Source organism: Streptomyces turgidiscabies Car8, assembly GCF_000331005.1.
Lineage (GTDB): Bacteria > Actinomycetota > Actinomycetes > Streptomycetales > Streptomycetaceae > Streptomyces > Streptomyces turgidiscabies.
In genome coordinates this window covers 1-12968 of sequence record NZ_AEJB01000377.1, presented here as the reverse complement: position 1 = coordinate 12968, position 12968 = coordinate 1, and the positions used below count along the sequence as shown (strand labels likewise).

Below are 12968 nucleotides of genomic sequence, written 5' to 3'. Positions count from 1 at the left end.
ATATGTCAACACGCATTAAGGGTAAGGCCCTTTCCCTCAAGGTTGCAGACACTGAATACATGGCTGATGTTGCTGAAGTAACACTTCAGAATGAAGAGGCCGATGGAGACGTAACGACCTTTGCGGACGCTGCGGCTGGTGGTGCTGTTCAGTGGTTCTTTGATGGTTCTGCCGTCCAGAGCACCGACACAGCGTCATTCTGGTCTTACCTATGGGACAACACTGGTGATGAGGTTACTTACGTATTCGCTCCGCATGGAAATGCGAGCGCTTCATCTTCACAGCCACACTTTACGGGAAGCGTAAAGGTCGGCTCCAAGCCACCTGTTGGTGGTACGGCTAACGAGACCTTTACTTTTGACTTCCGTCTCGACTGCACAGCCGAGCCAACAAAGGTGACCGCGTAATTATGGCAGGCGTTCGGGTAACACTAGAGGGCTTGGGTCATGTGGTGGAAAGCCTAGAGGGCTTTTCAGCTAAGGCATCGGACTTGCAAAACGCCTTCCAGCGAATTGCGGGGTCTATCGACCGTAGTGCCCATGGCCTAGTTCCTAAGTTGTCCGGACGCCTTGCCGCTTCTATTAAGCCTTCTAAAGCTAAGAGCAAAGCAACGGTCCGAGCCGGCTCGGGTCGGGTGCCTTATGCCGGGGTCCAGAACTACGGCAACTATCACAACATTGAGGCCAAGCATTTTATGAATAAGGCCCTAGACCAGAACGAAGCTCGTTCGGTCACAGAAATTGAGCGGGAGCTAAACAGGCTTATCGCTCAGTTCCATCTAAATAACTAATTCGTTTAAGGAGCGAAAATGAAGTACACATCAGAAGACCTCACCTTCAAGGAGATGAGGCTTATCCGCAAGACAGCAGGAAAGGGCATTGCGGACCTAGACCAAGAGGACGCCCTTTATTACATGTTCTGGGTATTCAAGAACCGTGACGGAAAGTTCTCTCTAGAGGATGCCGAGAACGCATCACTTAGAGACCTCGGTGAGGTACTTGACCTAGACCCAAACCAGAATGGGGAGAAGTAACCTCCCCTGATGAAGATGATGAGCTGAGGCAAAAGGCTAACCTTTGCCTCTTGCTCCGTATCGCACCAAGCGAATACGACAACATGACCATTAGAGAACGTGACGCATTTTTGAAGGAGGCGAAGAGGCAGAAGCTCATTAAGTAACTGCGCAACATACATGGCAAGAAATAACATCACCGTTTCCGTGTTGGCTAACACGAGAAACCTAACCAGCGGCATCAGGAATGCCGCACAAACCACAAGCAACAGTCTTCGTGGTATTGCTACAAGCGCTAGAACGCACGTGTCTAGTGCTCTTTCAAGCATGCGTCAGTTGGCCGGTCCGGCTGCTCTAGGCGCCGGTGCTGCCATTGGTGCAACCCTTGTTGCGGGTCTCGGTGAGGCCATGGAACAGGGCAAAATTAAGGCACGTCTAGAGGCTCAGCTAGGGGCAACCCCGGCTGTTGCCGACAAGGTTGGTAAGGCGGCTGGAAAGCTCTATGCCAATGGTGTAGCTAACGACTTTCAGCAAGCTGCTGATGGTATCCGTCAGACAATGTCTGCGGGTCTCTTCCCGCCTAACGCCTCTGTTGCTCAAATTCAGAGCGTTTCTCGTAAGGCTCTCGACCTAGCTAACACCTTTGAGGTTGACCTAGGGCAGGCTACTAATGCTGTCGGTCAGCTTATGAAGACCGGTCTAGCCAAGAATGCTGATGAGGCCTTTGACGTCATCACCCGTGGGTTCCAGACAATGGGACCTAGAGCAGATGACTTGCTAGATACGTTCAACGAATATTCAACACAGTTCCGTCAGATGGGTCTTAGCGCCGCTGATGCCACTGGTCTTTTGAGCCAGGGCATGAAGGCGGGTGCTCGTGATACTGACGTTGTCGCAGACAGCCTTAAGGAATTCACCCTCATTGCGCAGGGTGGAGGAGAGAAGGTTGAGACCGCCTTCAAGAAGGTTGGTCTTAACGGCAAGGAAATGCAGACTGTCTTTGCCGAGGGTGGCCCTAAGGCTAAGAAGGCTCTAGACCAAGTATTCGACGGTCTACGTGCCATCAAGAACCCTGCCGAGAGAAACGCTACGGCGCTTGCTCTGTTCGGTACTAAGTCTGAGGACATGCAAAAGGCGCTTCTAGCGCTTGACCCATCAAAGGCTGTATCTGCCCTAGGTAAGGTCGGCGGCGCTGCTGATGATATGGGCAATAAGCTCCGCGATAATGCGGCGGCTAAGCTCGATATCTTCAAGCGCAAGTTGCAGCAAGGTGTAGTTGACTTCCTCTCTCAGAACGTTCTACCGGCCCTTGAAAAGACCATCGGTTGGGTTGGCAAGAACCAGGACTGGCTAAAGCCTCTGGCTCTAGGTGCCGGTCTTCTGGCCGTTGCTCTAGGCATCCTCGCTGGTGCTACTTGGGCTTGGAATGCCGCTCTTGCTGCTAACCCTGTTGGCTTGGTCATTGCCGGTATCGCTTTGCTTGTGGCTGCTTTTGCGGTCGCCTATGCCAAGAGCGAGACTTTCCGCGCCGGTGTTCAGAAGGTTTGGGAATGGCTAAAGGCCACAACCGGACCTGTCTTTGAAGCCATCAAGGAACTTATCTCGGCGGCTCTAAGTGCCATTGTTTCCTTCTGGAACAACCATGGCGCAACCATCATTGCGTTCGTTACACAAGCCTTCGGTTACATCAAGGGCATCATTGAAGGCGCAATGCAGGTCATCAGAGGAATTATCCAGGTTGTTACTGGTCTTATCTCAGGTGACTGGGGCAAGGTTTGGCAAGGAATTAAGAACATCTTCCAGGGCGTTTGGAAGGCTATTTCGAACTATGTGAAGCTCGTATGGTTGGAAATTAAGGGCTACTTCCGGGCTTACCTTACGGTCATTAAGACCCTTTGGTCTGTCGCCTGGAATGCTATTAAGGGTCTGGCTACTGGCGTCTGGAACGCCATCAAGAGCTTCATCTCTGGTGCTATCAATGCAGTCAAGGGTTACATCTCTTCTGGCCTTAACAGCATCAAGAGCACTTGGAACGGCGCTTGGAATGCTGTCAAGAGCTTTCTTTCAAGCGCATGGTCCGGCATCAAGACCATCGTTGCCAATGCCATTGTCGGCCTTGTAAGCAAGGTAAGAGGCGTCAAGAGCAGTGTCCTCGGTGCTCTTTCAGGTGCGGGTTCTTGGCTATACAGCGCGGGCAAGAACGTTATCCAGGGTCTCGTAAGCGGTATTAGGGCTATGGCGGGTGCTGCGGTATCCGCTGCCAAGAGCGTTGTGAAGGGTGCCATTGATGGCGCCAAGAACCTCTTGGGCATTCATTCACCATCTACTGTCTTCAAGGAAATTGGCCAGTTCACCGTTAAGGGTCTGGCTCTTGGTCTTGAGAAGACACAGGCAGTCAGAAAGGCCACTGTAGAGCTTGGTAAGACCGTGACGGATAACTTCGGTGCGCGTCTCTCTCTAGAGCCTGCTACGGCCGGTACAGCCGGTTTTGGCGGGGGCTCAGTAAACATCACCATCAATGCCGGGGTTGGTTCTGACCCTATTGCCATCGGTCGTGAGGTTGATAAGGCTCTCAAGGCTTACCAGCGTGCGAATGGGGTGCGCTAATGACTGACCTTATCGACAACCTTAAGTTGCAAGTTCAGACCGCTAAGCCAGATATCTTTGTTCTGACACTGTCTCAGCTAAACGCCTACAAGCTAGGTGGTGCGGCTGAGGCAGAGAATTATGAACCAAACACTGAATGGCTAGACATCCTCGGTGACACAACCAGCATTTCAATTCAGCGCGGCTCTAAGCGTGGCGACAGTATTGATACCGAGGTTGAAGTAGGAACGCTAGAGGCAAGGGTCTATGACGGAAACCTAGACCCCAATAACAACCCATACATCAAGATGGGTGTTCCTATTCGCCTACAGTCCCTTGTAGATGCCGAATGGGTAACGCAGTACACAGGAACTATCTCCCGTGTCCTTGTGTCCTATTCTGCCGACAAGAAGTCAACGGTAACCCTTTATGCGGTTGACCGTGTTAAGGACCTAGCGAACATTAACCGGGCGGGTGTCGTAGCAGGAACCTTTGCCGAGCGTGTAGAAGACCTACTAGCCAAGCATGGCATTGACTACACCGTGACAGGTGGAACATCAAGCCTTGCCGACAACAACTATGAAAGCACCCTCGTTAACCATCTGATGCTTGCTCAGAACACTGAGCTTGGCTCGGTCTTTGTGGACAAGGGGAACGTAGTCAAGGCTTACGGGAACGGCTCTTTGCCTACCTCGGAACCTGTCATCAACTTCTATGACACAGAGCACGAGGAGGACCCTCTAGCGGCCTATTACCTCGTTGATGGGTTCGGGGTTACCTATGACGACAGCATCATGGTTAACGACATCTTCGTTAGAAACCTCACCCGGGGTATCGACGAAGAAATGAATTACACCAGCGTTGAAACGGTCTACGGACCCTTTGCCAATAAGACCTCTGTAGCTACTTGGGGTTCTCGACAGACAGAACTAACTACCAACTTTGCTACCGAGGATGACGTAGAAGAATACGCGGCGGTGGTGCTTGATGAATTCGATGCACCAGAGCTACGCGTAGACAGCATTAGATGGAATGCAACCGAGCACGTTGACCAGGTTTCCGGCCTAGAGCTATTCGACCTAGTCAACATCGAATACAACAGCGAGGCTGTAACCATCAACAAGCCATTCCGTGTTCTGGCTATTGAACACGACATTACACCGGACGCATGGCTAGTCACCCTTGACTTGCTTGACGTCTCTTAAGGAGGAATTTGGAAATGCCTAATATGCAAAAGACGTTTGCGGACTACGAAGTATTGACCGCAGACGACGTTAACGACTATCTCATGAACCAGGTCATTGTGAAGGTAGATACAAGTACAGACCTAGCCTCTTTGCCAACCGAGGTAAAGGCCGCTTACGTAGTTGATACGGGTCTCACCATGGCAAGGGATAACACTGATGTTTGGGTGCCTCTTGGAGGTGTGGCCACGGTTAGCCCTACGGCCCCTAGCAACCCTCAGACTGGTCAGCTATGGGTTATGCCTTCACAGAGCCTTCCTGCCCCTGTACATGGCTCTGTATCAGGTGCGTCAGCAGCTATCACGGGTGTTAACAACACCTACGTTAACCATGGCTCTACGGTCGCTTTCAACAACACAACCGGGCGGGCTTTGAAGGTAGCCGTTTCTTACGGAAGCACTGTCACCATGCCATCGACCAGTTCAGACATCCGTATTCGTTGTGCTTGGTCGGGTGTGACTACCGGGGACACAGTTACAATGCTTGGCTCTAGCCTTATGGGTCTGAGCTATTACGGTTCTTCAAACGGCTCATATGTGCCGTTCTATGAGAACTGGGGTAAGACTTTCTACATCACTATCAATTCAGGTACAACCAACTTTAATTTTCAGGCAACCATCATCGCAGCATCAGCAACAAATATGCCGTCCATCGGTAATGCCGCTATCGCCATTGCACCTCTAGGCTTTGCAGACCAGTGGGCGTGATGTAAATGTCAATGCTCGTATGGAATGGCTCAGCTTGGGTGGACGCTACTTGGGTTCGTGTATGGGATGGCTCAGCTTGGGTCGCTCGTGTCCCTCACTTCTGGGATGGCGCTAATTGGATGCCAGAGGATAACCCTTACAGTCCTGGCACTATTCGTACAGACATCAATTTGACTTGGAATGTTGCCGCACCAACCCCGGCCGGTTCTTGGCATACAGCTACCAAGACATTCAATGCCACCTTTGGTCAGAGCTATAAGTCAAACGGCTCTGTGAATACCTACACATCAAACTTGATGCAGGGGTACTACAGCTCTACGAATGGTAACCAGAAGAGCCTTTGCGGCTTCTCTGTATCTGGTTTTCCATCAGGTGCAACAGTGACCGATGCAAAGCTAGTCCTTACTGCGGCTCAGTGGTACTACAACGCAGGTGGAACAGCCGTTATCGGTACACACAACAAGACATCTGCACCTACCTCTTGGTCTAGCTCAGGTGTAAATGATGACCGCTTCCGTTCTGACTTCAGCGGTACAGGAACAAAGACCATTGATGTTTCTAACACCATCGGACAGGAATTCGTAGCCGGAACCTCTAAGGGTTTTGTGTTCGGTCCCGGTCCATCTAATTCATTGGACTACTACGGCGGGTTTGTTCGCTCTGGCTCTGACAGGCCAGTCCTCAAGCTCACCTACAAGTGGTTCGCATAAGGAGGAAGCATGTCACTACAAGTAAGAAGTTCTAGCGCTAGCTCTCTAGGCTCACCTACCTCGGTGAGCCTTGGCGGCTACGCATCAAACACAGCACCCTCAGCATTTACAAACGGTTTCTACGACAGCATTAGTACTGCTGAGGCGGATGCACACAGGGTTGAATATCGATGCTTGCTCATTTACAACGACGGCGCCTATCAGGTAACAGGCATCACAGCCTCTATCATCAACCAACTTTCGGGGGGTGCCACTGTCGCTCTTGCTACCAATGGAGCATCTGCGGCGGCTGTCGCCTCATACAACAGTGGAACCATTGCCAATGACACAACAGCTCCAACGGTTACAACCGGGTGGGTCTCTACCTTGTCCATCGGTACATTGAATGCCGGACAGGTAAGACACTTCTGGCTAAGACGCACCTCTCTTGGCGACAAGGCGGTATCCGGAGACTATGTGAACCTTCGCATTGCGGGTCTGGAGGACATCCCCTGATGAATGAAGACCATGAGGTAGTTATTGCCTTGACCCGCATTGAAACTAAGCTAGATGCTGTTCTGACTGTTACGGCAGACCATGAAGCAAGACTTAGAAGGCTAGAAGAGAACGACCTAGGGCGCATCATCCCGTTCCTTATTGGACTGGGTACGCTTGCGGCTATCGTCATTGCCCTCTTTAAGTAAGACCACATTTCCTCTCCTTAAATGCAGAAGAACCCCTAACCAAACGGTCGGGGGTTCTTCTGGTTGTGCCTCTATTACGCTGGCAATTACCGCCAGTCATTAGGAATAACAGGCTGTGGTAGGATGAACCTGTAGGTTCAGGTTAGTGCGTATCTCTACGGGTTCATCTGGCACCCGTAGGTGCGCACTTCGTATGTCTTGACGTCCACTGCCCGACTCCGGTCACCGCTGCTCATGCGACAAGGGTAGGCGGTGCGTGAAGCAGGGCCGTACGGGTTACCGCTCGCCCTCCGTCCAGCCCTGGCGGCGCAGGACGGCTCCGACGTCCGGGGCCCGGTAGTGGTCGCCTTTGAGGACCTTGCCGTCGGCCCTGCGGGCGACCAGGCCGTCGGGGCCCAGCTTCGTCATGTTGGCCCGGTGGATCTCCGCGATCACGGCGTCGAGGTCGATGCCGTGGACCAGCGCTGTGCCGTACGCCACGTACACGATGTCGGCCAGCTCGTGCGCCAGCCGGTCCAGCGGGCCGGTGACCGACACCTCGGCGACCTCCGCGGCCTCTTCCGCGAGCAGCTCACCCCGGTGCGCCGCGAGCTGCGGGGAGACCTCGGCAGGCGTACTGCGGGTGTCGAGGCCGAAGGCGAGATGGAATTCCCGGACGAGGTCGACGGGCGAGGCGGCGGCCGAGGGAGGGCCGGAGGGAGTGGCGGAGGCAGAGGTACCGGGGCACATGCGGCGACTCTAGCGATCTCACGAGGGCTCACGGGGGCGGATCGGATCGTCGTACCGCAGCCGCCCATTGCCTCTTGTTCCTGGCCAGCACAGGTCCCGTACTGGCAGGATCTCGCCCATGTTCAAGGTGCTCCGGATCCGCAGGCGACACGCCCTCATGGGCTCGGCCGCCGGTCTCGTGGTCTTCGGGCTGCTGCTGTGGTGGCTGCTGCCGCTGGACGAGGCACCCCCGGGCGGGACGATCACGTTCAGCACCGGGGCACCTGCCGGCGTCTACCAGCAGTACGGTTCGGAGCTCCGTTCGGCCTTCGCGAAGGACATGCCGAACCTCGACGTGCGGATGCTGACCAGCGAGGGGTCCCAGGAGAACGTCAGACGTGTGGCCACGGGCAGGGCGGACTTCACCATCGCGGCGGCCGACGCCGTGGAGACGTACAAGCTGCAACGGCGGCCCGGGGCCGACAGACTGCGCGGGGTCGCACGTCTGTACGACGACTACATGCAGCTCGTCGTGCCGCGTGACTCGAAGATCAGCACCGTGGCGGATCTGCGGGGCAAGCGCGTCTCCATAGGGCCGGAGAGCTCGGGCGTACGGCTGATCGCCGACAAGATACTCACCGCCGCCGGCCTCGACCCCGCCAAGGACATCACTCCCTTCGCCGACGGCATCAGCACCGGGCCCGGGCGGCTCCAGCGAGGCCAGATCGACGCCTTCTTCTGGTCGGGCGGACTGCCCACCAACGGTCTGGTGCAGCTGGCGAAGACCTTTGCCTTCCGCTTCGTCCCGATCGACGCGGCCCTGGTCACCAAGCTGCACGAACAGGGCGGAGCCTCCCGCAACTACCGGGCCACCAACATGCCCGAGTCGGCCTACCCCTCCATCCAGGACGGCGCGACCGTGCCGACGCTCGCGGTGTCCAACCTGCTCATGACACGCGAGGACGTGGATCCGAAGCTCACCGAATGGCTGACCCGGTCGGTGATCAACAGCCGGGACCGCATCGGCGCCCACGTCCACTCGGCGCAGCTCGTGGACCTGCGGACCGCCATCTACACCGACCCGCTGGCCCTGCACGAGGGCGCCCGGCGCTACTACCGCTCGGTCAAACCGTAGGCCTGTCCCTCAGGACGCCGGGCCCGACCTCGGCACCCGCACCGTCACTCTCAGTCCGTGCGGCTCGTGATGGTCGTACGAGATCGTGCCGCCGCCCGCTGCCAGCAGGACCCGGGAGATGGACAGGCCGAGGCCCGAGCCCTTCACGTTCTGGTGCCGGCCGCTGCGCCAGAAGCGGTCGCCGATACGGACGAGCTCGTCGTCGGTGAGGCCCGGGCCGCCGTCGGTGACCACGACGGTCGAGGTCGCGCCGTTCGACGCCACCGACACCTGTACGCACTCGTCCTCGGGCGTGAACTTCACCGCGTTGTCGATCACCGCGTCCAGGGCGCTGGACAGCGTGACCGGGTCGGCCCACGCGGTGGTGGCCGGACAGTCGCCGACCAGGCGTACGCCCTTGGCCTCGGCGAGCGGGGCCCAGGCAGCGACGCGTTCGGCGGTCAGCGCGCCGATGTCGGTGAGTGCGAGGTCCGCCTCCGCGTGCTCGGCCAGCGCCAGGTCGAGGAGGTCGTCCAGGACCTCGGCCAGGCGCTTGCCCTCGGTCTGGACCGAGGCGATCTCCTCGTTTCCCTCCGGCAGTTCGAGTGCGAGCAGTTCGATCCGCAGCAGCAGCGCCGAGAGCGGGTTGCGCAACTGGTGCGAGGCGTCGGCGACGAAGGCACGCTGCTGCTCCAGCACGTCCTCGACGTTGTCCGCCATCTCGTTGAACGACCGGGCCAGCCGTCTGAGTTCCGGCGGCCCGCCGGCCACCGCGACCCGGGACTTCAGACTGCCGGTCGCGATGTGGTGCGTGGTGGCGTCGAGCACACGTACGGGTTTGAGCACCCAGCCGGTGAGGCGCAGCGCGGCTCCTACCGCGAGCAGCATCGCGGCGATCTCGCCGGCGCCGACGATGAGCCAGCCGTGGAGCGTCCGCGAACGCATCTGCCCGGTGGGCGAGTCGGTGACCACGACGGCCACGACGTCGCCGTCCCGGATGACCGGCGACGCGACGACAAGACGGTTCCGCTGCCAGGGCCAGACCTGTTCGGGATCGTGGCTGCGGCGGGACAGGAGCGCTTCGGCGAACGCGTCACGCACCTCGCCCGTTTCCGGCAGGTACCAGTCGGCGGGCGCGTTGGCCATGGGAGCGTCGTTGCGGTAGAAGACACCGGCCCGGATGCCGTAGACGTCGTAGTAGCTCTCGAGTTCGCGCTGCAGGGTCTCGCCGCGCTCGTCGGTGGCCGCGTCCTTGACCCGGGACCCGGTGGGCCGGTCGGTGACGAACTGGGCGAGCGCCGCGAAGCGCGCGGTGTCGTCGATCCGGTCGACGACGACCGTCTGCTGCTGCGCGCCGGCCACGCTGACGGCGAGCGGGATGCCGAGCGCGAGCAGAACGGCCGCCATCAGGACGATGAGCAGGGGGAGGAGACGTGTGCGCACCCGTTCCGTCCCGGCTACTGCGCCGGGGCGACGAGCCGGTAGCCCACGCCGCGGACGGTCTCGATCAGCGCCGGCATGCGCAACTTGGCGCGCAGGGAAGCGACATGCACCTCCAGGGTGCGGCCGGTCCCCTCCCAGCTGGTGCGCCAGACCTCGCTGATGATCTGCTCGCGGCGGAACACCACTCCGGGACGCTGCGCGAGAAGGGCGAGCAGATCGAACTCCTTGCGGGTCAGCTGGACGACCGAACCGTCCACGAGGACCTGCCGGGTGGACAGTTCGAGCCGCAGCGAGCCCAGGAGCAGCGCGTTCTCGGCTGCGTCGGCGGTGTCCTCGTGGATGTTGCGCCGGCTGACGGCGTGGATCCGGGCGAGCAACTCCCCGGTGTCGTACGGCTTCACCACGTAGTCGTCGGCACCGAGGTTGAGGCCGTGGATGCGGGAGCGGATGTCGGAGCGCGCGGTGACCATGATCACGGGGGTGTTGGTGCGCTTGCGGATCTTGCCGCACACCTCGTACCCGTCCTGGTCGGGCAGGCCCAGGTCGAGCAGCACCACGCCGAAACCGTTGCCTTCCGGGACGAGTGCCTGGAGGGCCTCCTCGCCGCTGCGGGCGTGGGTGACGGCGAAGCCGTGGCGCGCCAGGACCGCGGAGAGCGCGGCGGCGACATGGTTGTCGTCCTCGACGAGGAGCAGTCTCATCGCGACCCCTTTCGGTTCATCGGCTTCGCTTCGCCGGCGGTGCCGTTTCGACTTGTACACCACATGCGGTGCCCCAGCGGAGTACACCATGGGGACACACGCGCGCGCGTGCATGGTTCCGGCTTCGGACCGCTCCGTTATCCAGCCGGTACACCTCTTTCGGGGGGCGCTACAAAGTGTGTTGACCTGACATCAGATCGTTATGCTCAAGTTCCCCTCAGATGTAATGACGCTGCTCTCACGTGGTCACTACTGTCCTCCGAAACCGAGGTGGACGGAGCCAGTAAGCGATGACCGAAGTATCGATGGCCAAGGACGCCGTACCCGCGACCGGCGATCTGGTCGTCCTGAAGAGCGTCAACAAGCACTTCGGCGCCTTGCATGTTCTGCAGGACATCGACCTGACCATCGCCCGCGGCGAGGTGGTCGTGGTCATCGGACCCTCCGGGTCCGGTAAGTCCACTCTGTGCCGCGCCATCAACCGTCTGGAGACCATCGATTCGGGAGCCATCTCGATCGACGGCAAGCCGCTGCCCCAGGAGGGCAAGGCGCTGGCCCGGCTGCGGGCCGACGTCGGCATGGTCTTCCAGTCCTTCAATCTCTTCGCGCACAAGACGGTGCTCGAGAACGTGATGCTGGGCCAGATCAAGGTCCGCAAGGCCGACAAGAAGGCGGCCGAGGAGAAGGCCCGCGCCCTGCTCGACCGGGTGGGCGTGGCCACGCAGGCGGACAAGTACCCCGCTCAGCTCTCCGGCGGTCAGCAGCAGCGTGTCGCCATCGCGCGAGCCCTGGCCATGGACCCCAAGGTCATGCTCTTCGACGAGCCGACGTCGGCTCTCGACCCGGAGATGATCAACGAGGTCCTGGAGGTCATGCAGCAGCTCGCCCGCGAGGGCATGACCATGATCGTCGTCACCCACGAAATGGGGTTCGCCCGTTCGGCTGCGAACCGAGTGGTGTTCATGGCGGACGGCCGCATCGTCGAAGAGGCTGTGCCGGACCAGTTCTTCAGCAACCCGCGCAGCGACCGCGCCAAGGACTTCCTGTCCAAGATCCTGCATCACTGATCCCACGGCACTTCCCGCAGCCGCCCCTTCCCCGTCGCTTCCCGCAGCAGTGAAGGAATCCGCCTCATCGGCGGCCTCCGGAACACGGACGAACTGCGGCACCCGCTCGTGACAGCCCGTATTCACTTCACCACTCAAAGGATGTTCACCATGAAGCTTCGCAAGGTCACCGCCGCGACCGCCGCAGCCCTCGTCCTCGCCCTCACGGCGACGGCCTGTGGAGGCGACGACGACAAGGGTGACAGCGGCTCCGGCGGCGGCGACAAGATCAAGGTCGGCATCAAGTTCGACCAGCCCGGTATCGGCCTGAAGGAGCCGGACGGCTCCTTCTCCGGCTTCGACGTGGACGTGGCGACGTACGTGGCCAAGCAACTCGGCTACGCGCCCGACAAGATCGAGTGGGTCGAGACCAAGAGCGCCGACCGCGAGACCGCGCTCGCCCGTGGCGACGTGAAGTTCATCGCCGCCTCGTACTCGATCAACGACAAGCGCAAGGCGAAGGTCGACTTCGCCGGCCCCTACCTCCTCGCCCACCAGGACCTGCTCGTCAAGGCGGACTCCAAGATCGCCAAGGGCACGGACCTCAACGGCAAGAACCTCTGCTCCGTGACCGGCTCCACCTCGGCGCAGAACATCAAGGACACGATCGCCCCGAAGGCCAACCTGCGTGAGAACTCGGGCTACTCGGAGTGCATCGCCGCCCTGCAGAGCGGTGCCGTCGACGCGGTGACCACGGACGACTCGATCCTCGCGGGCTTCGCCGCCCAGGACAAGTACAAGGGTCAGTTCAAGCTGGCGGGCCTCAAGCTCAGCAACGAGAACTACGGCGTCGGCGTCAAGAAGGGCGACACCGCGACCGTGAACAAGATCAACACCGCGCTGGAGAAGATGGTCAGCGACGGCGCCTGGCAGACCGCGGTCGACAAGAACTTCGGTCCGGCCGGCTACAAGAACGAGCAGGCTCCGAAGATCGGCGACATCGTCAGCTAGCAC

Annotated in this window: 13 protein-coding genes; 10 read left to right on the top strand and 3 right to left on the bottom strand. The window is 59.0% G+C overall.

What is annotated here, in order from left to right:
* Positions 1-2: 2 nt before the first annotated feature.
* The 7 genes from STRTUCAR8_RS52850 to STRTUCAR8_RS52835 all read left to right on the top strand — a co-directional run bounded on the left by STRTUCAR8_RS52850 (position 3) and on the right by STRTUCAR8_RS52835 (position 6754).
* The gene (locus tag STRTUCAR8_RS52850) at positions 3-407 is read left to right on the top strand and encodes a hypothetical protein (protein ID WP_143666467.1); all 405 of its coding nucleotides are present in this window, start codon (positions 3-5) and stop codon (positions 405-407) included.
* Positions 408-808: 401 nt separating this feature from the next.
* On the top strand, positions 809-1033 hold the full coding sequence (locus tag STRTUCAR8_RS28025; protein WP_044473010.1) for a hypothetical protein: 225 nt from the start codon (positions 809-811) through the stop codon (positions 1031-1033).
* Positions 1034-1339: 306 nt separating this feature from the next.
* Positions 1340-3619 carry a phage tail tape measure protein gene (locus tag STRTUCAR8_RS50300; protein WP_158697477.1) on the top strand — a complete coding sequence of 760 codons (2280 nt, stop codon included), beginning with the start codon at positions 1340-1342 and terminating at the stop codon, positions 3617-3619.
* Positions 3619-4803, top strand: coding sequence for a hypothetical protein (locus STRTUCAR8_RS54550; RefSeq protein WP_234372639.1), 1185 nt, complete (start codon positions 3619-3621; stop codon positions 4801-4803). Before STRTUCAR8_RS50300 ends, STRTUCAR8_RS54550 begins: the two co-directional genes overlap by 1 nt.
* 14 nt (positions 4804-4817) lie before the next feature.
* Positions 4818-5549 (top strand): hypothetical protein, encoded by a 732-nt coding sequence (locus STRTUCAR8_RS52845; RefSeq protein ID WP_143666466.1) that lies wholly within the window; start codon positions 4818-4820, stop codon positions 5547-5549.
* Between the two features lie 119 nt (positions 5550-5668).
* Entirely contained in the window at positions 5669-6259 is a 591-nt protein-coding gene (locus STRTUCAR8_RS52840) for a hypothetical protein (RefSeq protein ID WP_143666465.1), read from the top strand.
* A gap of 63 nt (positions 6260-6322) precedes the next feature.
* Entirely contained in the window at positions 6323-6754 is a 432-nt protein-coding gene (locus tag STRTUCAR8_RS52835; RefSeq protein WP_143666464.1) for a hypothetical protein, read from the top strand.
* A 464-nt stretch (positions 6755-7218) separates the two neighbouring features.
* Here the strand turns inward: STRTUCAR8_RS52835 and STRTUCAR8_RS28015 are convergent, their stop codons facing one another.
* A complete protein-coding gene (locus STRTUCAR8_RS28015; protein WP_006379477.1) occupies positions 7219-7671 on the bottom strand; it encodes a pyrophosphohydrolase domain-containing protein in 453 nt (150 codons plus the stop codon).
* Between the two features lie 118 nt (positions 7672-7789).
* On the opposite strand from STRTUCAR8_RS28015, the gene STRTUCAR8_RS28010 reads away from it, so the two are divergent.
* Positions 7790-8785 (top strand): TAXI family TRAP transporter solute-binding subunit, encoded by a 996-nt coding sequence (locus tag STRTUCAR8_RS28010; protein ID WP_006379461.1) that lies wholly within the window; start codon positions 7790-7792, stop codon positions 8783-8785.
* A gap of 9 nt (positions 8786-8794) precedes the next feature.
* On the opposite strand, the gene STRTUCAR8_RS28005 is transcribed toward STRTUCAR8_RS28010, so the two are convergent.
* Together STRTUCAR8_RS28005 and STRTUCAR8_RS28000 are read right to left on the bottom strand one after the other, a co-directional pair.
* Positions 8795-10207, bottom strand: coding sequence for a sensor histidine kinase (locus STRTUCAR8_RS28005; RefSeq protein WP_006379458.1), 1413 nt, complete (start codon positions 10205-10207; stop codon positions 8795-8797).
* A 14-nt stretch (positions 10208-10221) separates the two neighbouring features.
* Positions 10222-10908 carry a response regulator transcription factor gene (locus STRTUCAR8_RS28000; RefSeq protein WP_044473009.1) on the bottom strand — a complete coding sequence of 229 codons (687 nt, stop codon included), beginning with the start codon at positions 10906-10908 and terminating at the stop codon, positions 10222-10224.
* A gap of 290 nt (positions 10909-11198) precedes the next feature.
* Here STRTUCAR8_RS28000 and STRTUCAR8_RS27995 point away from each other — a divergent pair, with 290 nt between their 5' ends.
* Complete coding sequence (locus STRTUCAR8_RS27995; RefSeq protein WP_006379478.1) at positions 11199-11975, top strand: amino acid ABC transporter ATP-binding protein; 777 nt, start codon at positions 11199-11201, stop codon at positions 11973-11975.
* Between the two features lie 150 nt (positions 11976-12125).
* On the top strand, positions 12126-12965 hold the full coding sequence (locus STRTUCAR8_RS27990) for a glutamate ABC transporter substrate-binding protein (protein WP_006379455.1): 840 nt from the start codon (positions 12126-12128) through the stop codon (positions 12963-12965).
* The last annotated feature ends 3 nt before the right edge of the window (positions 12966-12968 follow it).